We start from the raw sequence: 21,850 nt of genomic DNA on the forward strand, positions 1-21,850 counted from the left end.
CGTAAGGGCGCCAGCAAGGCGCGTCTCAGAAGCAGGTGTTCGGCACCTGTATTCAGTCGTGCGGCGCGCCGGTTAGCCAGCGGGTACGCATGTGCGAACTATATGGATATAAAAATGTATTTTTAAATATCATTTTTGAATATTCATATGCACGTATGACCCGGCCCCTTGAGAAACCATCTCTCATCCGGCAGAACAGCGGCGCGGCGGGCTCAGCGAAGCTCCGTGTCAGCCAGTTCGGCATGGGCAACACCAGGCTCTGGCCGGGCTTCCTGCAACAAGGCGAGCAGGTGTTGGGTGACCTGCTGCGGGATTTCCAGCATCAACTGGTGGCCGGCCTGCTCCAGTACTTCGAAATGCGAGCCTGGAAGTCGCTCGTGCAGCGCTCGTGCGCCTTCGGGTTTGGTGATGCGGTCAGCCTTGCCGGCGAGGATGCGCACCGGTGCGTCGATACTCGGCAGACTCTCTGGAATCCAGCGGTTCTGGCTGATCAGCGCCTTGAACACGTGCAAGGCATTGCGCTCGGTCAGCGCTTCCTCATAGGCGACCAGCGCGGGATCGGTGTCCGGGTGCCAAGCCGCTTCACGAAACCCCTTGGCCAGCCGCGGCCTGATCAGTTCGAGCGCCCAGGCGGGTAGCTTCAACAGACCGCTGCGTACAGGCGCCTGTAGCTGGGTTCCTAGTAACAAGACGCCGTCGATGCTGAGCGGCGGCTCCGTCGCTAAGCGTTTGAGCGTGCTCAGCGTCAGTGCGGTGCCGAAGGAATGTGCGACCAGAATGTTTCGCGATCCGGCAAAGCGCTGCAGGATCGCCAGTTGGTCGGCCACCAGTTCATCCCATGCGTAGGCTGCAGCATTGCGCGGCCGATCGCTGACCCCGTGGCCGAGCAGATCCCAGGCGACCAGATGATGCCCAGCCAGGCGCGGATCACGCCACTGTTCACGCCATTGATCCTTGTTGCCGCCACCGCCGTGGGCGAAGAACAGCGTACTGGCGCCAGGGCTCTCGGACGGGCGATGGGCCAGGCTGAGAAAACGCCCCGGACGGATTTCCACACGCAGCCCCTGCACGATGGGGTCGATTTCGAGCTTAGCCATTGACGAGTTCCTTGGTCGGATTTGGGGACACGGCCAGCCCGAGATGGTCGCGCAAGCCCTGGCCGGTGTACTGGGTGCGGAACAGCCCGCGGCGTTGCAGTTCGGGAATCACTTGGGCGACGAAATCGTCGAGCCCGCCGGGCAGCCAGGCTGGCATGACATTGAAGCCGTCGGCGCCGTATTGGCGAAACCAGTGTTCCATCTGGTCGGCAATATCGACTGCGGTTCCTACCACGGCCAGGTGCCCGCGGGCTCTGGCAATGCGCAGGTACAGCTGGCGAATGCTGAGATTTTCCGCTCGGGCCATCTCGACCAAGAGGTGCTGACGACTGCGCCCGGACTCGGTAAGGGGCAGATCGGGCAGCGGCCCGTCTAGAGGGTAGAGGGAGAGATCGACGCCTCCGGCGACATCGGACAGTAGCGACAGGCCGACCTCCGGCTGAATCAGTGCCTGTAGCCGTTCATGGCGCTCCTCGGCCTCGGCAGCGGTATGCCCGATGATCGGCAGAATCCCCGGCATGATCTTCAACTGCTGCGCTGATCGTCCATGCTGCGCCATGCGCGCTTTCACATCCCGATAGAAGGCGCGAGCGCCCTCGAGGGTCGGCTGGGCGGTGAACAGCACCTCGGCATGGCGGGCCGCGAAATCGCGGCCCGCTTCGGAGTCACCGGCAAGCACCTGAACGGGTCGCCCGCCCTGCTCGGCCCAGCGGCCTTGCACCTGGGCGAGAAAATGCTCGGCCAGCCGGTAGCGGTCGCCATGGGCGAAATGCTGCTCACGTCCGAAGTTGTGGGCTTCCCGCGCGTTGCTTGAGGTCACCAGATTCCAGCCGCAGCGGCCACCGCTGATGCGCTGCAAGGCGGTAAAGCTGTCCGCCACGCTGGCGACATCGTTGTAGGAGGTGGTGACGGTGGCAATCAACCCGATGTGCCGGGTCGTGGCAGCCAGCGCAGCGAGCAGTGTCAGCGGCTCAAAATGTTCGGTTCGCGCCATGCGGCTCAACGCAGCGGGGTCACCCGGCAACATGGCCAGGGTATCCGAGAGGAATACGGCGTCGAAGCAGCCCCTTTCGGCGGTTTGCGCCAGTTGCCGGTAGTGATCGATATTCAGGCCGCCATCGGCCTGGGCATCCGGGTAACGCCAGCCGGCAACATGGTGCCCGGTGGCCATCAGGAATGCATTGAGACGCAGGGTTTCATTGTTTCTGGAGATCATGTCGCCTCGAGCACGGCATCGGTTGCAGCAATTGTCGTGTGGCCGGCATGAGCAGCCAGCAGTGTGCGGGTATAGGCATGCTGCGGTGCGGCGAGCAATTGCGAGGTGGCGGCATTTTCGACCACCTTGCCTTGATGCATGACCAGCACGCGGTCGCATAGTCGGGCGGCGACACCGATGTCATGGGTGATGAAGATCATCGACAGGCCGAGCTCGCGCTGCAGGCGCTCAAGCAGCTCGAGTATCTGTGCCTGAATCAGGGCATCGAGCGCCGAAACGCATTCGTCAGCCACCAGCACGCGCGGCCTCGGCAACAAGGCACGGGCGATGGCGATGCGCTGTCGCTGGCCGCCAGAAAAGGCGTGGGGATAGGCGTCGTAGGCACTGGCGGGCAAACCGACCCATTCCAGCAGTTCGCGGGCGCGGCGCTCGGCCTCGGCTTTGCCAACACCGCGAACCAGCAGCCCGTCGATCAAGGCATCCCCGACACGTCGGCGCGGGTTGAACGAGGCGGATGGATCCTGAAAGACCATCTGAATATCCGAACGCGCTGCCCGCAGGCTGCGCGGGTCGAGATCGAGAAACTCCCGACCCGCGAGGCGGATGCTGCCATGATCAACCGGCAGCAGGCGCAGCAGTGCGCGTGCCAGCGTAGACTTTCCAGAGCCTGACTCGCCGACGATCCCCAGCGTCTCACCGGGACGCAGCTGCAGGCTTACGCCATCCAGCGCAGTCACTGCATGGCGCCGCAGACCGTGGCGCTGCCAGTGGCGTTTGTGCAGGTTACGGGCTTCCAGCAGCGGCGCAGCATCGGCCACTTGCCCAGCACTGCGCGGCTGCAGGCGGGTCGCGGCCAGCAGGCTGCGGGTGTAATCCGCCTGTGGGTGTTCCAGCACCTGGCGACACTCGCCCTCCTCCACGACCCGCCCATAGCGCATCACCAGCACACGATCGGCCACCGCCCGAACCACGGAGAAGTCATGGGTGATTAACAGCACCGCCATGCCGGTGTCGCGGCGAATACGCTGCAACAGGTCGAGAATCTGCGTACGGGTAGCGGCATCCAGCGCCGAGGTCACCTCATCGGCAATCAGCAGGCGAGGCTCGCAGGCCAGGGCGATGGCGATGGCAACTCGCTGGCGCTGCCCGCCGGAAAGCTGGAAGGGATAGGCACGGCGCAGTTGTGCAGGCCGCGGCAGGTCGACATAGCCCAACAATTCGATCACCCGCACCTGACGCTCACGACGCGACAGCGAGGTGTGCAGTTGCAGCGCCTCGTCGATCTGCGCGCCGATGCGCTGCAGCGGATTCAGTGCGGCCAGCGGGTCTTGCGCAACCAGGGCAATATCACGCCCACGAATATCGCGCAGCTCGCGCTGGGTCAGGGCCAGCAGGTCACGCCCAGCAAGTTGCACGGTACCGGCCTCCACCCTCAAGCCTGGTGCCAGCAGCCCCAGGATGGTCGAGCCAAGGGTCGACTTGCCCGACCCGGACTCGCCAACCACACAAAGCAATTCGCCACGGGCCAGGCGCACGTTCACATCACATAGCGCGTGGCTGCGCTCCGCCGACGGGGGTAGGCGCACGTGCAGGCCTCGAACATCCAGAAGGATTTCGCTCATGCCGCACCTCGCTCACGCGCGTTGAAGGCGATGCGCAACCCTTCGCCGACCTGGTGCGCGGCAAGCACCGTGAGCAGGATCGCCAGGCCTGGCCAAACGCTCAGCCACCACGCCTGACGGGCCAGATTGCGTGCTGCATCGATCATAGCCCCCCAGCTCATGGCCTCGGGGTCGCCCAGGCCGAGGAACGACAGCGCCGACTCACCGAGAATCGCCGCAGCCATGACCAGCCCCACCAGAGACAGCACCGGTGGTAGCGCATTGGGCAGAATTTCCACGAAAACGATATGCCAGGGGCCGAGACCGGCGGTACGTGCCGCGAGTACGAACTCCCGCTGCCGCAAGGCGAGAAACTCGCTACGCACGATGCGTGCAACCGGCGACCAGGCCGACAGGGTGATCGCCAGCACCAGGGAAAAGGTCGAAGGTTCGAGAATGGCAACCAGTATGACCGCCAGAAACAGGCCTGGAATCACCTGGAAGATATCGCTCACGCGCATCAGTACGCTGTCCACCAGACCACCGAAATAGCCAGCCAGTGCGCCGACCAGCACGCCCAGGCTCAGCGTGGCGACGGTCGTCAGCAGACCGATGCTGAGGGAAACCCGCGCTCCGAAAACCAACCCGGCCAGCGGATCGCGCCCCAGCAGATCGGTACCCAGCGGCCACTGCCACGAAGCCAGCGGCGGTTGCAGCGGCGGCGCGATCATCGCCCAGGGTGAAGCCGGATACAGCCAGGGAGCGGCCAGCGCTAAGATACCTAGGGCCAGCAGAAACAGCAGACCGAGTAGCGCAATCGGCTGGCGCAAGAAACGCTTCGCGACACTCATGCTCGCTCTCCCCCGCCGCCAGCCGTGGATCGAGCAGGTAGCACAGCAACTCACCAAGCAAGTTGCCAAGCAACACCAGCAGCGAGATGACCAGAAATACCCCGAGCAGCAGCGGGTAATCACGAGCTTCCAGGGATTCGTAAAGCAGCCGGCCAATCCCCGGCCAGGCATACACCACCTCCACCAGCAGGCTGGCACTGGCCAACTGGCCCAGTTGCAGGCCTGCATAGGTGGTGACAGGCAGCAAGGCGTTGCGCAGCACATGGCGGATCAGCACGCGAGATTCACTGGCGCCCTTGGCACGCGCGGTGCGCACGAACTCCTGCTCGAACACCTCGAGCATCGCGCTGCGGGTCAGTTGCACGTACACCGCCAGGAACACGAAACTCAACGACAGGCAGGGCAGCAACAGGTGCAGGGCTACATCCAGCGCGTACTGCCAGCCGCTGAAACCGGAGCCCACGGTTTCCATGCCGAACGCGGGCAGCACGCCAAGCGTCAGTGAAAACAGGATCACCAGCAACAGTGCCAGCCAGAAGGTCGGCGTGGCGAACAGCAACAGCACCACGGCGCCGATGACGCGATCCAGCCAGCCACCATGCTGACGGCTCCAGGCCGCCAGTACGCCGAGGCTGACACCTATAGTGATCGAAGCCGCCAACGCGGCAAGCAGCAACAGCAGAGTCGCGGGAAGGCGCTCGGCAATCAGCGACCACACCTGGGCCTGGTTGCGATGGGAATAGCCCAGGTCACCATGGGCCAGTGCTCCCAGATAGTCGAGCAACTGCACACTCAGCGGACGATCCAGGCCCATCTCCCGGCGCAACTGCTCTACATACGCGGGGTCATCCAGGCCGGCGGCACTGGCCATGGTTAGCGCCGGGTCGCCAGGTGCCAGACGCAGCAACAGAAAGGTGCCGACAAGTACCACCAGAACCACAAGCACCACCCTGCCCAGGCGCAACCCGAAAAACAGCAGCCCCTGAGCCAGGGAGGCAGCGACGGTCATCGAGTGCCCTCCTCCAGATACACGTCATCCAGGCTTTCGTTGACGCTAGTCGCGGTGCGCAGGAGGTTCTTCACGTCCTTGTGGTAAAGGGTCGGGAAATTCATCTCGTAGATCGGCAGGATCGGCAGATCACGGTTGAGCAGATTCTCCAGGCGCCAGTAAGCCGCCTGCCGGGCCTTGTCGTCCTTCGCGTTGACCGCTTCGTGCCAGAGCCCATCGGCCTCGGGGTTGGAATAGCCGCCCACGTTGTTGAATGGCGAACCCTTGACGATGTTGTCGCTGCGGTACAGATAGGCGGTGGACAAATAGGGGTCGCCGACCTGAAAGATGAAGTTGTAGGTGAGATCGAACTCCCAGTCACTGACCCGCTGGTACCAGGTCGCGGAATCCGAGGTTACGACCTGAACCTTGATACCCAGAGGCTGCAGCGCCTGGCGCGTGTATTCGGCCAGGCGCTCCCAGGCACCGCCCTTCTCGCCATTGAGCAAACGCAGGCGCAGCTTGCTGACATCCACGCCGGATTCCTCAATCAGCTGGCGGGCCTTGGCCGGGTTGTAATCGTGCTGCGGCAGTTGCGGGTCGTGCTCCGGGCTGCCCGGCGCGAAAACGCCCTGCGACGGGCTACCAGTGCCGAAGAAGATATTGTCGACGATGAACTTGCGATCCAGTGAGAGCAGAATCGCCTCACGCACCTTGGCATTGTCCAGCCCCGGCTTGCGCGTATTGATCTGCAGGAAGGCCTGGCCATGGAACAGCTCCCAGCCCTTCTCGCTGCGCACCACATCCGGCAGCGCGGCAAGGCGAGACAGGTCGGCGTAATCGGCATCGCCGCTGCGCAGCGCCTTGACATCGCCGCGCTCGAACGCCACGGCTCGCGAGGCAGCGTCGGGAATCACATGGAAAACCACGGCATCCAGATACGGCAGGCCCGCCTTCCAGTAATCGGCATTGCGCTCCAGGCGAATGTAGGCGCCACGCTTCCACTCCTTGAACACGAACGGGCCGGTGCCAATGGGGTTCAGATTGACCGGATTGGCGCGGTAATCGCCCTTGCCGTCATACAGATGCTTGGCGACGATCGGGCGCAAACCGCTACCGAGCGAGTCGAGCAGCGGCGAGAAGACTTTCTTCAGCTGGATACGCACCTGAAGTGGCCCGCTGGCCTCGATCCTTTCGAAGAACTCCTCGTAAAGCGAGCGCTGGCGTGGATCCACGGTCGGGTAGAAGTCGCGCAGGCTGAACACTACGTCCGCCGCGGTGAACGGCTGGCCATCGTGCCACTTCACGCCCTCTTGCAGGTCGAAAGTCCAGGTCAGGCGGTCATCGGAAACCTGCCAACTGCGGGCGAGTACCGGGATCGGCTTGAGCGCGTGGTCGAATGCCAGCAGGCTCTGCAGCACCTTGCCGCTGACATACTGGGTCGAAACGTGCGACACCAGAGCGTGGACCAGCGCTGGCGGTTCCGGCTGGGCGACCAGGCCGAGCGTTCCACCGCGCACGGGCTCGGCCGAAGCACCCGTCACTCCACTCAGCAGCAGTGCCGCTACCAGTGCACTCAGCGTGGTTCGTAGGCCGGCCGCTGGGCCAGTTGCTGATTTTCTGTATGACATCGCTCGTCTCATCATCGGCCTTAAGGACGACAGGACAGGAGCAAGCGCCATGCCAGCGCCAGAACGGGCGCTTTCAGTGGCTGTGGGTCACGGCAAAGAGGCGCGGCTGCTGGGAAAGCAGCAGGCCGCTCCGCAGATTGCGCGGAATCCAGCAGCGTCGGTGCGCCAGCGAACGGGTAAACGGGGCCGCGGCGCTGGCACGGGCTTTGCGACAGCCCAACTCATTCAACGGCGGAGCGACCTGTATGCCCCATGACTTTCTCGGCAACCCCTTGTCCACCAGGGAGGCCCACACGCTCGTAGCGATCGATGACTTCATCGGCGGCTTTCTGACCTACGAGCCGCGCGCTGAAGGCATTCTTGCCGCTGCCGACGCGGCTGCGCAGGATCTTCCGGCCAACGCCTATGCGGGCTTTCTGGCGATGTTCATCGAGTCACCGCAAGCGGCGCAACTGGCCGCTCGGTACCTGGCTCGGGCCCAGGCAAACCTCAGCGAGGCCACGAGCTGGCGTGAGCGCACCCTGCTCGACACCCTGGAAGCCTGGATCGCAGATGACGTACCCAGGGTTCTGCAACAGGTCGACGCCCTGCTGGACGCTCATCCCCGCGACCTTTTCGCGCTGAAACTCAGCCAGTACCTGCGCTTCAATCAGGGCGATTCACCGGGCATGCTGCGCGTCGCCCTCAAGGCTCTGCCGCACGCCAACGAGATCGCCCAGTTGCACGGCATGTTGGCCTTCGCCTACGAGCAGTGCCACTTGCTCGACGAAGCCGAAGCGGCTGCGCGTCAGGCGCTAGAGCTCGAGCCCCGCGAGCCCTGGGCCCAGCATGCGCTGGCACACGTGTTCCTGACCCAGGGACGCATCGCCGAAGGCACCGCATTTCTGGAGTCGGTCAAAGACGGCTGGGACGGCCTCAACTCGTTCATGTACACCCACAATTGGTGGCACCTGGCGCTGTTTCATCTGGCCCGCGGCAACCTGCAGCGTGTGCTGGAGATTTACGACAACCACGTATGGGGCATTCTTCCCGAGTACTCCCAGGATCAGATCGGCGCGGTGTCGCTGCTGACTCGCCTGGAGCTGGCCGGGGCGCAGATCGGCCAACGCTGGCAGCAACTGGCCGAGTACCTGCAGGTACGCGAGCAGGACACCGTGCAGCCGTTCCTGTCTCTGCAGTACCTGTACGGTCTGGCCCGCGCCGACAAGCCCCAGGCAGAAGGTCTGCTCGCCGCACTGGAGGCCCGCGCAGAACATGCGCCAGCTTTCAGCCAGTCGGTCTGGCGTGACGTCACCCTACCCGCCGCTCTGGGCCTCTACGCCCATGCTCGAGGGGATTTCGCCCACGCAGCACGGCTGCTCGACCAGGCCTTGCCGCGTCTTGTCGAAGCCGGGGGCAGCCACGCCCAGCGTGACCTCTTCGCATTGATCGCCCAGGATGCCCATCTGCATGCCGGGCATTGGGTCACCGCGCAGCAGCTGCTGGAGCTGCGCCGCCGCTATGATGCCGATGACATCCCTACCAACCGTGCACTGGCTGCGGTATACCGCGAACTGGGCCTGCAGCAGCTGGCCAAGCAAGCTCAGGCGAGGGTCGAGCAGGTGCTGATCAGTACCTGAGTGCGCAAGCAGACCAACCAGCAGAAGCCCGCTTGCGGGCGATGCGATGGCGGATACTCAGCAGAACTGATGGCGTGACAGCCAATCGCCGGCAAGCCGGCTCCTACACGACCGCATGAATCCACGACCTCGTAGGAGCCCGCTTGCGGGCGATGCGATAGCGGATGTTCAGCAGAACTGACGGCGTGACAGCCAATCGCCGGCAAGCCGACTCCTACACGACCGCATGAACCCACGACCCGTAGGAGCCCGCTTGCGGGCGATACGATAGCGGATGTTCAGCAGAACTGATGGCGTGACAGCCAATCGCCGGCAAGCCGGCTCCTACACGACCGCATGAATCCACGACCTCGTAGGAGCCCGCTTGCGGGCGATGCGATAGCGGATGTTCAGCAGAACTGACGGCGTGACAGCCAATCGCCGGCAAGCCGGCTCCTACACGACCGCATGAATCCACGACCCGTAGGAGCCCGCTTGCGGGCGATACGATAGCGGATGTTCAGCAGAACTGATGGCGTGACAGCCAATCGCCGGCAAGCCGGCTCCTACACGACCGCATGAATCCACGACCTCGTAGGAGCCCGCTTGCGGGCGATGCGATGGCAGATGCTCAGCGAAATTGACGGCGTGACCGCCATTCGCCGGCAATCCAGCTCCTACGCGATCGTGTTTCGGCGCTTGTGCCGAGTGGTTCAAGCATACCTTGCCGCTGCATCCGCCTCGTACACGCCTCGGGCAATAGCGCGGGCCAGGCAATCCGCAGCTGCCGAGCCGAGCAGCGACAGCTCCACCGGTCGACGCGGGCCATCCTGCAACTGCCGCTCGCCACTGGCCAGGGCGAACACCGTATCGCCATCGAAAGGCAGGTGCGCCGGGCGGATAGCCCGGGCGATACCATCCTGGGCCATGATCGCCAGGCGCTTGCACTCGGCGGTGCTCAACGCTGCGTTGCAGGCCACCACCGCCAGCGTGGTATTGGCTCCGGCCTGTAGCCGCCCCAGAGATTCAAGGCGCGACAGCTCGGGTATCGGGTCACGGTGTGTGGCTTGTGAAAGCGGTCTGCGGTTGCCGAACTCGCCATCGATTTCCCAGGGCCAGGCCCAGAAGCTGCTGCCATCATCCATGTACACGCTGCCAACCGGGTTGACCGCCACCAGCGCGCCGACGATCAGGCCATCGCCCAATATCAGCGAAGCCGAACCCAGGCCACCCGGCCGCGTACCCGCCAATGCGCCGCGCCCTGCACCCACGGCACCCAGCTCGAAAAACTCGCCAGCATTGGCCAGCGCTTGTCTGCCCCAGCGTTGATACGGCGGCTCCAGCCCCCAGTCCTTGTCGCCGTGATTGGCCAAGTCATGCAACACGGCCGCAGGCACGATGGGAATGGCGGGCGTCCAGGGCTGCACCCGTACGCCGACGTTTTGTTGAGAGAGCGCAGCGGCGACACCGTCGGCCGCCGCGAGGCCGAACACAGAGCCACCGCTGAGCACCAGGGCATGCAGCTCGCCAATCATGTTTTCCGGCTCCAGCGCTGCGATCTCACGCCCTCCAGGCCCACCACCGCGAACATCTACGCCCGCCCGCCAGGCCCCGTCCGGGCGCAGCACCGTTACCCCACTGCGCACGCGCTCATCGGTCAGGTTACCGACCCTGAGGCCATGGACATCGGTGATCAGATTGCGGGGGCCAGGGCGATACATGAACAACTCCATAAGGCAGGAAAGATCGGTACTAAAGCCAGATGCATGCCAGCACGCTGAACTGGCCGTTATCTGCTAGCTGCCTGGCGGGCGCATCCAGCACGGCTGCTGTTTAGCCAGCAGCCTGCTCGCCGTTTGCTGCAAAACCGACAAACCGCCAGCGATGTCATCGCTCTGTAACCAAACGGTAACGCCCTTTGACGACAAGGCCTGCAGCGGATTTTCAAGGGTGTGGCACAACGCATGCTATGGCACCGGCACCGGACTCTACACAGAGCGGATAGCTCGACGGGCAACTGGCCTTCTGCCGTGTGCCCGCATAATCCCAAGGAATCTGCCATGCACACGCACAATGCCCCCGCCCCCATTCACCCATCCGGAGGTCGCCGACTGGTACTGGCCAGCGCCATTCTCCTGGCCCTGCAGGCACCGGAAAGTTTCGCAGCGCAAAGCGCCGAAGAGGCCACCGCCCTGCCCAAGCTCACCGTGACCGCCCAGAAGCGCGAGGAGCAGGCCCAGGATGTCGCCGTTGCCCTGACCCCACTGACCGGCAAGGATCTGGAAGAGCGCGGCATCACCAATATCAATCAGTTGCAGTATCAGGTTCCCAACCTGGAGATCGATCCCGCGTACGGCAGCAGCCAGACGCTATTTCGCATCCGCGGTATCGGCCTGCGTGACTACGCCAGCAACAACACCTCGACTGTCGGTGTTTACATCGACGAAGTGGCCTATCCGTTCCCGGTACAAAGCCAGGGGCTGCTCTTCGATCTCGACCGCGTAGAGGTGTTGCGTGGCCCACAGGGCACCCTCTACGGGCGCAACAGCACCGGCGGCGCGGTCAATTTCATCAGCCGCAGGCCTACCAAGGAGTTTGAGGGTGAGATCAAGGCAGGCTACGGCTCCAACAACCTCAGCACCCTGCAAGGTTTCGTTTCCGGGCCTGTTACCGACAATCTGCGCGGGCGCCTGGCCTTTTCCGGGGAAGACGGCGGCGCCTGGCAGAAGAGTCGCGATACCGGGCAGAAACTCGGTGACAAGGACATCAACGCCTTTCGCGGGCAACTGGAATGGGACGCCACCGATGACCTGCGCTTCAACCTCAACGTGCACCACGCGCAAGATAAATCCGAAAGCCGTGGCGCCCGTGCCTATCAGGGCGTGATCCCGCATCCCACTCGCGGTGCCGGTTACGCGGCGATCCCTGCCGACAGCAAACACAACGCTACCGGCTGGGGCCTGACGCCTGCGTTCGCGGCGCTCACCGGGCTCAAGGTCGGTGACAAACCTCATCGTGACAACGACAGCAATGGCCTGTCGCTGACCACCAATTGGGATATCGACGATCACCTGTCGCTGACCAGTATCAGTGCCTACAACAGCTTCAAACGTCGCGAATACATCGACTGGGACGGCACGATCATTCCGCAGTCCGATGAATACTTCAAAACCGATATCGACGTGTTCTCTCAGGAACTGCGCCTGGCCTCGCAAGGCAACGAACTGTTCAACTGGGTGATCGGTGGCTACTACTCCAAGGAGAAACTCGACGAGCAGTTCTTCTCCGATTTCACCGCCAACCTCGGCTACGCCACCCTCACCCAGTACGGGCAGAATGCCGACAGCTACAGCCTGTTTGGCCAGGGCAGCTATGCACTGACCGACACCCTGACGCTGGTCGCAGGGCTGCGCCAGGAGCATGAAAAACGCGAGTTGGAAGGCTTCTCCACGCAGCGCATCACCAACGGTGTTTACGCGAATCCATCGTTCAACAATGGCGACCGCTCGCTGAGCAGCGATGAAACCTCCGCCAAGCTGGCGCTGGAATATCGCCCGGCCGACGGTCATCTGGTGTATGCCAGCATCAGCCAGGGCGTGAAATCCGGCGGTTTCACCGCCTACAACTCGACCTATGCGGAGCAAGTCGATCCCTTCAAACCGGAAAAGTTGCTGGCCTATGAGATCGGTTTCAAGAGTGACCTGAGCCGCTCCCTGCGACTCAACGGCGCGCTGTTCTATTACGACTATCGTGACCAGCAGTTCCAGTCTCAGGTTTATATCTCCCCCGAGATCGGCAACGTCGGGCGCCTGCTCAACATCCCCAAATCGGAACTCTGGGGTGCCGAGCTGGAGCTGCAATGGCAGCCGCTCCCTGGCCTGACCATCCGCCAGAACGCCGGTTACAAGGAAGGCCGCTACAAGGACTTCCAGGGACTCGACGTGACGGCCACCCGCGCCAATGGCTTCGCCTTCCCGGTCTACAACGACTTCTCCGGCGACAAGCTGACCAGCTTCCCGGAAACCAGCTACGGCGGCTCCTTGCGCTACAGCCGTCCGGCAGCCGGTTTCGAGTGGACAGGCTTCTTTGACTACGCCTACCACGACACGCTGGTCAACGCCGACCCACTGCGCAGCACCAACCATTACTGGCTGGCCAACGCACGCCTGTCGGTGGAACCGCAGGACGCGCAATGGGAGCTGGCCGTCTACGCCCGCAACCTGCTCAACGAAGAGTACGACCTCTACAAAGGCTCCTTCCTTTCCAACGCACAAATGGCCCACTCCGGTGACCCGAGGAGCTACGGCCTGGAAGCCACCTATCGCTTCTGAGCCCGCACGACAAAGCCTCATAACGCCCGCGGGTACTCCGCGGGCCATCCGGATAGCACATCTCATGACCGACAATTCCATCAGCAGGCGTAGTGCATTGCGTTTGCTTGCCGGGGCAGCGGCTACGCCCTGGCTGCTGCGTTATGGCCAGGCGCTGGCCAATCTGGAAACACCCTTCACGCTTGGCGTAGCCAGTGGCGACCCCTGGTCGGACGGCTTCGTGATCTGGACACGGCTGGCTAGCGCACCGCTCTACCCTGGCAGCGAAGAACGTCTGCCGGCCAGCGTGCCGGTGGGTTGGGAGGTCGCCGAGGACGCTGGCTTTCAGCGCATAGTCCAACGCGGCTACAGCGCCGCCCTGCGCCTGCGCGGCCATGCCGTGCATGTGGAGTTGCGTGGCCTGCAACCGGGCCGGGAATACTGGTATCGCTTCAGCGCTCTGGGCGAACGCAGCCCCGAGGGCCGCGCGCTTACCCTGCCTGCGCCCGGCTCGCACGCCGAGCGACTGCGCCTGGCAGTTGCCTCCTGCGCCAACTGGGAACGCGGCTACTTCAGCGCCTACCGGCACATGGCCGAGGAACGTCCGGATCTGGTGCTGTTCCTGGGCGACTACATCTACGAATACAGCATGCCCCTCGATACCCCCGGGCTGGCACGCCACTACCACGCAGCGGAGGCCACCGATCTGGCCGGCTACCGCTATCGCTATGCGCTGCACCACAGCGACCCTGATCTGCAGGCGCTGCACGCGGCAGCTCCGTGTATGGCGACTTGGGACGACCACGAGGTGCAGGACGACTACTCCAGCGAATACTCGAAAGATCCCAGGCTTGGCCGAACCGCGTTCCTGCGCCGGCGCGCAGCCGCCTACCAAGCCTTTCTGGAAAACCTGCCACTGCGCCAGGTACCGTTCGACCGTAATGGCAACCCGCTCATCTACCGCAGTTTCGCCTACGGAAATCTGGCGACCATTCCACTGCTTGATGGCCGCCAATATCGCTCCCGGCAGCCCTGCTACCAGGCACCGAACTATGGCAAGGGGCACGTGGAAGGGATCAGTTGCGTCGACCTGAAAGATCCTCGTCGCACCCTGCTCGGCTTCGAGCAGGAGCGCTGGCTGCGTGAGCGACTCACGCGCAGTGACAGCTCATGGAACCTGATCGCGCAGAACCTGCTAGTCGCACCGCTGCGCATCGACCGGCCAGGGCAGGACGAAGAACGCTACTGGAGCGACAGCTGGGACGGCTACCAGGCCGCACGCCTGCGTCTGCTGGAAAGCGTGCAACAAAGCCGCGTTAGCAACCCGGTGATTCTCAGCGGCGACTACCACTCGTTCTGGGCCAACCACCTGCATCTCAACCCGGAGGATCCGAGCTCACCGCTGGTAGCCGCGGAGTTCGTCGGCACCTCGATCACCTCGAACGGCCCAAGCTACGAGTCGATACAAGGCATTCTCCCGGACAACCCGCAGATTCGCTTCTATGACAGCCGCTCGCGTGGCTACCTGTCGCTCGACCTGCAGCACGGGCGTCTCGACGTTCGTATGCAAGCCATCTCGGAGCGCCTCGACCCGCACGCCAAACTGGCAACGCTCAAGCACTTCGTGGTGGAAAAAGGTAGCCCACAGCTACAACACGCCTGAACGCTGCTGTGCGCTTCTCAACAGCCTGCATGGCGGGCTGCTTAAAAATCAGCAAAGGCCAACGAGATAAACAATAAAAGCATTTAAAAACAGCCACTTAATAAATGGCATAGCTATTGCTAAACCTGCTGTAACCCAGCTACGCCACACCCGGACGCGCCAGGGAGCTGACCCACCAGTTCGCCAAGGAGCGTTCCCATCATGTCGACACCCTTCAAGTCCCAGCCAAAGCCCCTGGCATTGGCCATCGTTCTCGCCAGCGCCGGGGTCTTCATGGCCCCCGCCGGTGCACAAACCGTGCCGCAAACCCAGGAGCAGTTGGAGAATCGCGCTGCACAGCCGGGAGCGGCCCTACCTGGAGCGGCCCTACCTAAAATCGTGGTCACCGCACAACGCCGCCAGGAGGCTGCTCAGGATATCGGCGCTGCGATTTCGGTAATCGGCGGCGAAGCGCTCAAGGAAAAAGGCGTCAGCACGGTCAACGACCTGCAGCACGCCACACCCAGCCTTGAGATCGAACCGGCATTCGGCAGTGGCCAACCGCAGTTCCGTCTGCGCGGCATTGGCTTTATCGATTACACCTCGAACAACTCGTCCAGCGTTGGCGTCAGCGTCGACGACGTCTCCTTCGCCCTGCCCATTCAAACCCAGGGCGTGCTGTTCGATATCGACCGGGTGGAAGTACTGCGCGGCCCGCAAGGCACCCTGTACGGACGCAACACCACTGGTGGCACGGTTAACTTCATCACCAATCGGCCGACCCGCGAGCTCGAAGCGGGCATCAGTTCCGAATACGGCTCCTACAACGCCTGGACCACCGAAGGCTTCGTTTCCGGCTCGCTGGCCGACAACCTGCGCGGACGTCTGTCGTTCATCAGGGATGATGGCGGTGCCTGGCAGAAGAATCGTGAAACCGGGCAATCGCTGGGCGACAAGGACAAACTCGCCGTCCGCGGCCAGCTGGAATGGGACATCACCGATAATTTCGACGCCCACCTGACCCTGCAGCACTCCTACGACAAATCAGAAAGCCAGGGGCTGCGTCTGTTCGAAGACTACAACCAGCCCGGCCGCTCCATCAGTGCCGACAGCAACCGCCGCCACACTGGCTGGAGCCTGCGCCCGGAGTTCGCCGCTGCAGCCGGCGTATCGGGCGGCGCCAAGCCGCATGTCGACAACACCAACGACACCGCCAGCCTGGCACTCAACTGGCACCTGGACGGCAACCTGGTGCTGACCAGCATCAGCGCTTACAACGAACTGCGTCGCCGTGAGCTGGGTGACTGGGATGCCACCAGCAACGCCGACTCCGACGAATACTTCGATGACCGGGTCAGCAGCTTCACCCAGGAATTGCGCCTGGGCTCGGATGAAAAGCAGCGCCTGAATTGGGTCACCGGCCTGTATTACTCGCAGGATCGGCTCAACGAGAAATTCCATTCGGACTTCAGTGATCGCCTCACCACGCCTGTGCGCCCAGGCTTCCCGTTCGCCACGCGCACCAGCTACGTGCAGAAGGTCAAAACGGTTGGCGTATTCGGTCAGTTCGACTACGCCATTACCGAGCGGTTGAAGGGCATCATCGGTCTGCGCCAGGAGTACGAAGAACGCAGCCTGGATAACTACTTCTCGGGTTTCATCGACGGGGTTCAGTTCAATGGCACCAACGTCAATCCATTCCCGCAGCACACCTCGTTCTCCAACAACGGCACCTCTGGGAAAGTCGCCCTGGAGTACCAGCTGTCACCTGCCAGCCTGATTTACGCCAGCTTCAGCCGTGGCTACAAGTCCGGTGGTTACACCGCGCACAACAGCGGCAACGTGCTGGCCCTGGAGGCCTTCAAGCCTGAAGCGGTGAACGCCTTCGAAGTCGGTTTCAAGAGCGACCTGACCGACTCCCTGCGCCTCAACGGCGCGCTGTTCTACTACGGCTATCAGGATCAGCAGGTGCTCTCGACCGTGTGGAGCCAGCAATCCAGCTCGCTGGTCGGCAGCTTCGTCAACGCGCCGCGCTCGCGCATCGTCGGCGGCGAGCTGGAGCTACTCTGGCAGCCGATCCATGGCCTGGAAATCCAGCAGTACGTTGGCTACAAGGAAGGCAAGTACACCGATGACTTCCTGGCGGTCAACGGCACTGCCACCGTGGCTGCTGGTGGTGAGGTCTACAACAACTACAAGGGCGAGCAACTGAGTTTCCCGAAACTCAGCTACGGCGGCTCCATCGCCTACACCTGGCCGGTGGCCGAATTCGACGTACGCGCCGAAACCAACTTCAGCTACCGCGACGAGTACAAGCAGTTGCTGCTGCTCGGCCCCAATTACACCCTCGACCCTTACTGGCTGGTCAACGCCAACCTCACGGTATCGCCGCGTAATGGCAACTGGAGCGCCGGCGTATGGGCGCGCAACCTGCTCGACAAGGAATACGACCTGACCCGCAACTTCTTCCTGCCCGGTACCAGCGTTGCAGCTGCCGGCGAGCCGCGCAGCGTTGGCGTGCGCGTGTCTTACAACTACTAAGGGGTATCGGCATGTCACGACGTACCGACCAGCTGCACCTCGGCGCCTTTCTTGCCAACAGCGGGCACCATGTGGCCGCCTGGCGTCACCCACTGGCCCAGGCGGACGCCAGCCAGGACTTCGAGCACTTCAAGCGCATCGCCCAACTGGCCGAGCGCGGCAAGTTCGATGCCCTGTTCATCGCCGATGTCGTGGCGCTCTGGGGGCATCACATCGATGCGCTGAGCCGCACTGCTCGCGGCGAGCATTTCGAACCACTGACCCTGCTTTCCGCCCTGGCGGCAGTCACCGAGCGTATCGGGCTGATCGCCACGGCGACCACGACGTACAACGAGCCGTACCATATCGCCCGCAAGTTCGCCTCGCTGGATCACCTGTCCAAGGGCCGCGCCGGCTGGAACCTGGTGACCTCGGTAGTCTCCGACGAGGCCTGGAATTTCGGTCGGGAAACCCACGTCGAGCACGCTGATCGCTACGGGCGGGCCGAGGAGTTCCACGACGTGGTCAAGGGGCTCTGGGACAGCTGGGACGACGATGCCTTCCTACGCGACAAGGACAGTGGCGTGTATTTCGACCCGGACAAACTGCACGTGCTCGGCCACAAGGGCGAGCATTTTTCGGTACGCGGCCCGCTCAATGTGTCTCGCCCGCCCCAGGGCCATCCGGTACTGGTACAGGCCGGTGCTTCCAAGGATGGTCGCCGGCTGGCGGCCCGTGTGGCCGAAGCGATATTCGTTGCCCACCATGATGTCGAGGCCGGCAAAACCTTTTACCGCGAGATCAAGGAGCAAGCCGCCGAATTCGGCCGCGGGCCGGACGAGATCAAGATTCTGCCCGGTATCACCCCCTTCGTCGGCCGTACTCGTGAAGAGGCGCAGGCGCAGTTCGACGAATTGCAGGCGCTGGTCGATCCCGTGGTCGGTCTGCGCCTGCTGGCCGATACCCTGGGTGATGATATCGACCTGTCCGGCTATGACCTCGATGGCCCGCTGCCGGACACTCCTGCGGGTCAGCGTGGTAGCCGCCGGGACAATGTCATTGCGCTGGCGCGCCGGGAGAACCTGACTATTCGCCAGCTCTACCTGCGTCTCGCCGATGCCAACCCAGCCATTGGCACTGCCGAAGATATCGCCGACATCTTCGAACACTGGTTCCAGTCCCGTGCCTGCGACGGCTTCAACGTGTACTTCCCGGTATTCCCCAGCTCCCTGGAAAACTTCGTGGAACTGGTCATCCCCGAGTTGCAGCGTCGCGGGCTGTTTCGCACTGAGTACAGCGGCACCACCCTGCGCGAGCACCTGGGCCTCAAGCGTCCCGCGAACCGTTTCAGCAAGCAGAAGGTCGGCGCATGACGCTCACTACTTCTTGGCGCCTGGCGGGCGCCCTGACGCTGGCCTTAGTGGCCACGCCAGCCAGCGCGCTGAACATCCTGCTCAGCAATGACGATGGCTACGATCACCCCAACCTGAGAGCCGTGTACGAAGTGCTCAAGGAACGTGGGCATACGGTGAAAATCAGCGCGCCGTATCGGGAGCAAAGCGCCCGTGGCGGCGCTTTCTTCTATGGTCGCGAAATCAGTATCGGTCGCGACCAGAATCCGGCCTACCCCGACAGCTACTACCTGACCACCTGGGAAGACGGTCGCTGCGAAAGCCCAGCGTGTGCGGGCAAAGACGTACGCATCGAAATCAGCGGCACACCAGTGATGGCCGTTCTGCTGGGCCTGGAAAAGATCCTGCCGAAGCCCGATCTGGTCATCGTCGGCCCCAATCCGGGCAATAACCTCGGCCCCCTGAACAACATCTCGGGCACCTTCAACGCAGCGGCTACGGCACTACAGAAAGGCGTGTCGAGCATTGCCGTGAGTGTCGACCTCAAGGAGAAGGACACGGCCCGCGTCGCGGAAATCGTCGCCCGCCTGGTCGATACCCTGGAACGCAGCCGCACACCGGGCTCAGAGCTGCTGCCGCCAGCCACTGGCCTGAACGTCAACCTGCCACCCGTGAACGCCATCCAGGGCATCCAGCTGACCCGTATCGGCAGCAAGGTGCCCTTCGACATCGTTTATACCGACGACCTCGCGCCTCTGTTCAAAGCCCAGGCCGGCAAAGCCGGGATCAGTTTCGCGGCCGCAACGCCGCCTACCGAGGCTCAGCAAGAGGACGAAGCCGTGTGGTTGGCCAAGGGCTATATCACCATCAGCCCGTTTACCGGTTTGCCCGGCGAGACCGCACAACCAACTGCCTCGAAAGCGCTGCTCGGTCTACCTCTGCAAACTGCCAAGGAGACCCGGCAGCCATGAGCGAAACCTTCCGCCTGGGCTTTCTGAATCGTGTCTACAGCCCGCACTTCACACCGCAGGTGTACCAGGACGCCCTGGAGTTGTTCAGCGTGGCCGAGGCGCTCGGTTTCGACACCGGCTGGGTCGCCCAGCACCATCTCGGCTGCGAGAGCGGCCGCCTGCCCTCGCCCTTGCCACTGTTGGCCTCAGCAGCTCAGCGAACGCGGCGCATCGGCCTGGCAACCGGCATCATCGTACTGCCTCACGAACCCGCGCTGCGCCTGGCGGAAGACGCTGCCGTGCTCGACCTGCTCGCCGACGGCCGCTTGCAGCTGGGCCTTGGTGCCGGTTTCGACCCGGACAGTTTCAACGGTTTCGGTCAGGACATCGGTCGCCGCCACGACGAATACGACACGCGCATCGAACAGCTGCAGCGTTTCACAGGCGGCGCGCAACTGAACGCCAACGGCCAGACCCTGAACCCGCCGGCTCACGGCCTGGCACAGCGAACCTGGGAAGCCACCTCCCGTGTCGAGCAGGTAGCCCTACGGGGTAACGGTTTGATCGTGGCGCCCAACCCCAACCTGCCTCCGTCCGCCAATACAGCCTTGATCCAGCGGTACCGCAATGCCTGGAACCACGCCCAGCAACCCTCACGGGTAGCCCTGGTGCGTGCCGTGTTCCCCGGCGCCGATGCCCATGATCCGGCTTCCAGCCTGAACCGGGACATTCGCGCCTATATCCACGGTAAGCAGAGTATCGGCTCCTACAACGCAGACGCCGCCGACGATTTCGCTGCCGCACTGGAGCGCCTGGATATCCTGCATGGCGACAGCGCCGGGATCGTCAGCCGGCTTTCACAGGGCCCGAATCTGGGCGCGGGCGATCAGTTGGTCGTGCAGGTGCAAACCCGCTCGACGCGCCTCGACGAAGCGATTCGCCACCTCGAGTTGATCGCCAAGGAGATCGCCCCAGCACTGGGCTGGAGACCTGCCGTTGCCAACCGCCCCACTCACAAGGTCGCTCTTTCATGACCCAGCCTGCTCGCCCGCAACGCCCCTTCAAACTCGGCTTTCTCACCCACGCCTTCGGCCGCGATCCGCGTCAGGCGTATCGCGACCTGATCGAACAGTTCGAGGTGGCCGAAGCCCTTGGTTTCGATGGCGGCTGGATCGCCCAGCACCACCTTAGCGGTGGTTTCGGGCAATTGCCTTCACCATTGGTATTGCTGTCGGCGGTAGCTGCACGCACCCGCCTTATCGAGCTGGGTACCGCAGTGATCGTCCTGCCATTGGAAGACACCCTGCGCCTGGCCGAAGACGCCGCCGTTCTCGACCAGTTGAGTGAAGGCCGCGTACAGCTGGGCCTCGGCAGCGGCGGCGCAAATCTGGGCGTATTCGAAGCGTTCGATCGTGATCCGGATCGTCGCCAGGATGATTTCCAAAACGGCGTACAACGGTTGCAAGAGATCCTCTCGGGAACACCGCTCACCGGCAGCGCCAGCTTGCAGCCGCCTGGCGAGGCGCTGGGTAACCGGCTCTGGCATTCACACGGCAGCCCACAAGGCGCGGCGCATGCTGCGCAGCAAGGCAACGGGTTGCTGCTCGGAACCGCCACCCACGATCCGCTGACCGTGCAGAAACCATTGGCCGATGCCTATCTGAACGCCTGGCAACACACCAACCGTTCGCCTCGCATCGGCGTGGTTCGCGCGGTATTCCCAGCGGCCGACCGGCAGAGTGCCCAGGCCGAGCTGGCAGCCGATATCGAATTGCATGTACCAAGGCTGATTCGTGAAGGGCTGATGGATGAGGCTGCGAACCTCGAGCAGCACCTGCAACTGCTCAACGTTCACCACGGCCATCCGGAGGAGATCATCCGCAGCCTGCGCAATGATCCATCCTTGCTACCCTATGCCGACTATTTCATTGCGGTCGTACAATCGGAAAGCTCGACCCAGGCACAGGTTCTTCGCCGCCTGGAAACCATCGCCCGGGATATCGCCCCCGCGCTTGGCTGGACGCCCGCCAATGCCGGACACGCTACCGCTCGGGATCGCTTGCCGCTGCAGTGAGTGTTTCCCCCGGAGCCCGC

General features: G+C 63.2%; 14 protein-coding genes and 1 pseudogene. 8 read left to right on the forward strand and 7 right to left on the reverse strand.

Annotation, left to right across the window (positions count from 1 at the left end; all coding sequences use genetic code 11):
- Positions 1 to 212 precede the first annotated feature (212 nt).
- The 6 genes and pseudogenes from K5Q02_RS16770 to K5Q02_RS16795 form a co-directional block, all read right to left on the reverse strand.
- On the reverse strand, positions 213 to 1,097 hold the full coding sequence (locus K5Q02_RS16770; RefSeq protein ID WP_225832374.1) for an alpha/beta fold hydrolase: 885 nt from the start codon (positions 1,095 to 1,097) through the stop codon (positions 213 to 215).
- Entirely contained in the window at positions 1,090 to 2,313 is a 1,224-nt protein-coding gene (locus K5Q02_RS16775) for an LLM class flavin-dependent oxidoreductase (RefSeq protein WP_225832376.1), read from the reverse strand. Before K5Q02_RS16775 ends, K5Q02_RS16770 begins: the two co-directional genes overlap by 8 nt.
- Positions 2,310 to 3,935 (reverse strand): dipeptide ABC transporter ATP-binding protein, encoded by a 1,626-nt coding sequence (locus K5Q02_RS16780; protein ID WP_225832378.1) that lies wholly within the window; start codon positions 3,933 to 3,935, stop codon positions 2,310 to 2,312. The genes K5Q02_RS16775 and K5Q02_RS16780 overlap by 4 nt, the downstream gene beginning before the upstream one ends.
- Positions 3,932 to 4,936 (reverse strand): ABC transporter permease, encoded by a 1,005-nt coding sequence (locus K5Q02_RS16785; protein ID WP_329959565.1) that lies wholly within the window; start codon positions 4,934 to 4,936, stop codon positions 3,932 to 3,934. Before K5Q02_RS16785 ends, K5Q02_RS16780 begins: the two co-directional genes overlap by 4 nt.
- Positions 4,845 to 5,774 (reverse strand): annotated as a pseudogene (locus K5Q02_RS16790) (ABC transporter permease); the annotation flags it as partial. The gene K5Q02_RS16785 and the pseudogene K5Q02_RS16790, both read right to left, overlap by 92 nt.
- Positions 5,771 to 7,384 (reverse strand): ABC transporter substrate-binding protein, encoded by a 1,614-nt coding sequence (locus K5Q02_RS16795; protein WP_225832382.1) that lies wholly within the window; start codon positions 7,382 to 7,384, stop codon positions 5,771 to 5,773. The pseudogene K5Q02_RS16790 and the gene K5Q02_RS16795, both read right to left, overlap by 4 nt.
- Positions 7,385 to 7,629: 245 nt before the next feature.
- On the opposite strand from K5Q02_RS16795, the gene K5Q02_RS16800 reads away from it, so the two are divergent.
- Complete coding sequence (locus tag K5Q02_RS16800) at positions 7,630 to 9,003, forward strand: tetratricopeptide repeat protein (RefSeq protein ID WP_225832385.1); 1,374 nt, start codon at positions 7,630 to 7,632, stop codon at positions 9,001 to 9,003.
- Between the two features lie 692 nt (positions 9,004 to 9,695).
- On the opposite strand, the gene K5Q02_RS16805 is transcribed toward K5Q02_RS16800, so the two are convergent.
- Positions 9,696 to 10,703 (reverse strand): P1 family peptidase, encoded by a 1,008-nt coding sequence (locus K5Q02_RS16805; RefSeq protein WP_225832387.1) that lies wholly within the window; start codon positions 10,701 to 10,703, stop codon positions 9,696 to 9,698.
- A 339-nt stretch (positions 10,704 to 11,042) separates the two neighbouring features.
- On the opposite strand from K5Q02_RS16805, the gene K5Q02_RS16810 reads away from it, so the two are divergent.
- The 7 genes from K5Q02_RS16810 (at position 11,043) to K5Q02_RS16840 (ending at position 21,830) form a co-directional block, all read left to right on the forward strand.
- Positions 11,043 to 13,313: a TonB-dependent receptor gene (locus tag K5Q02_RS16810; protein WP_225832389.1), complete on the forward strand. Its 2,271-nt coding sequence runs from the start codon at positions 11,043 to 11,045 to the stop codon at positions 13,311 to 13,313.
- A gap of 64 nt (positions 13,314 to 13,377) precedes the next feature.
- Entirely contained in the window at positions 13,378 to 14,955 is a 1,578-nt protein-coding gene (locus K5Q02_RS16815; protein ID WP_225832391.1) for an alkaline phosphatase D family protein, read from the forward strand.
- 201 nt (positions 14,956 to 15,156) lie between these two features.
- Positions 15,157 to 17,475 (forward strand): TonB-dependent receptor, encoded by a 2,319-nt coding sequence (locus K5Q02_RS16820; protein ID WP_225832393.1) that lies wholly within the window; start codon positions 15,157 to 15,159, stop codon positions 17,473 to 17,475.
- Positions 17,476 to 17,486: 11 nt separating this feature from the next.
- The gene (locus K5Q02_RS16825; RefSeq protein WP_225832395.1) at positions 17,487 to 18,827 is read left to right on the forward strand and encodes an LLM class flavin-dependent oxidoreductase; all 1,341 of its coding nucleotides are present in this window, start codon (positions 17,487 to 17,489) and stop codon (positions 18,825 to 18,827) included.
- Entirely contained in the window at positions 18,824 to 19,777 is a 954-nt protein-coding gene (gene surE / locus K5Q02_RS16830) for a 5'/3'-nucleotidase SurE (protein ID WP_225832396.1), read from the forward strand. The genes K5Q02_RS16825 and surE overlap by 4 nt, the downstream gene beginning before the upstream one ends.
- On the forward strand, positions 19,774 to 20,790 hold the full coding sequence (locus tag K5Q02_RS16835) for an LLM class flavin-dependent oxidoreductase (protein WP_225832398.1): 1,017 nt from the start codon (positions 19,774 to 19,776) through the stop codon (positions 20,788 to 20,790). Before surE ends, K5Q02_RS16835 begins: the two co-directional genes overlap by 4 nt.
- Positions 20,787 to 21,830 (forward strand): LLM class flavin-dependent oxidoreductase, encoded by a 1,044-nt coding sequence (locus K5Q02_RS16840; protein WP_225832399.1) that lies wholly within the window; start codon positions 20,787 to 20,789, stop codon positions 21,828 to 21,830. Before K5Q02_RS16835 ends, K5Q02_RS16840 begins: the two co-directional genes overlap by 4 nt.
- Positions 21,831 to 21,850 lie beyond the last annotated feature (20 nt).

The sequence above is a fragment of the Pseudomonas sp. MM211 genome (assembly GCF_020386635.1).
Lineage (GTDB): Bacteria > Pseudomonadota > Gammaproteobacteria > Pseudomonadales > Pseudomonadaceae > Aquipseudomonas.

What these genes read in the sequence shown, in the direction of transcription:
- K5Q02_RS16770 (WP_225832374.1), bottom strand. Translation starts at nt 1,097, where the DNA reads ATGGCTAAGCTCGAAATCGACCCCATCGTGCAGGGGCTGCGTGTGGAA.
- K5Q02_RS16775 (WP_225832376.1), bottom strand. Translation starts at nt 2,313, where the DNA reads ATGATCTCCAGAAACAATGAAACCCTGCGTCTCAATGCATTCCTGATG.
- K5Q02_RS16780 (WP_225832378.1), bottom strand. Translation starts at nt 3,935, where the DNA reads ATGAGCGAAATCCTTCTGGATGTTCGAGGCCTGCACGTGCGCCTACCC.
- K5Q02_RS16785 (WP_329959565.1), bottom strand. Translation starts at nt 4,936, where the DNA reads ATGCCTGGCCGGGGATTGGCCGGCTGCTTTACGAATCCCTGGAAGCTC.
- K5Q02_RS16795 (WP_225832382.1), bottom strand. Translation starts at nt 7,384, where the DNA reads ATGTCATACAGAAAATCAGCAACTGGCCCAGCGGCCGGCCTACGAACC.
- K5Q02_RS16800 (WP_225832385.1), top strand. Translation starts at nt 7,630, where the DNA reads ATGCCCCATGACTTTCTCGGCAACCCCTTGTCCACCAGGGAGGCCCAC.
- K5Q02_RS16805 (WP_225832387.1), bottom strand. Translation starts at nt 10,703, where the DNA reads ATGTATCGCCCTGGCCCCCGCAATCTGATCACCGATGTCCATGGCCTC.
- K5Q02_RS16810 (WP_225832389.1), top strand. Translation starts at nt 11,043, where the DNA reads ATGCACACGCACAATGCCCCCGCCCCCATTCACCCATCCGGAGGTCGC.
- K5Q02_RS16815 (WP_225832391.1), top strand. Translation starts at nt 13,378, where the DNA reads ATGACCGACAATTCCATCAGCAGGCGTAGTGCATTGCGTTTGCTTGCC.
- K5Q02_RS16820 (WP_225832393.1), top strand. Translation starts at nt 15,157, where the DNA reads ATGTCGACACCCTTCAAGTCCCAGCCAAAGCCCCTGGCATTGGCCATC.
- K5Q02_RS16825 (WP_225832395.1), top strand. Translation starts at nt 17,487, where the DNA reads ATGTCACGACGTACCGACCAGCTGCACCTCGGCGCCTTTCTTGCCAAC.
- surE (WP_225832396.1), top strand. Translation starts at nt 18,824, where the DNA reads ATGACGCTCACTACTTCTTGGCGCCTGGCGGGCGCCCTGACGCTGGCC.
- K5Q02_RS16835 (WP_225832398.1), top strand. Translation starts at nt 19,774, where the DNA reads ATGAGCGAAACCTTCCGCCTGGGCTTTCTGAATCGTGTCTACAGCCCG.
- K5Q02_RS16840 (WP_225832399.1), top strand. Translation starts at nt 20,787, where the DNA reads ATGACCCAGCCTGCTCGCCCGCAACGCCCCTTCAAACTCGGCTTTCTC.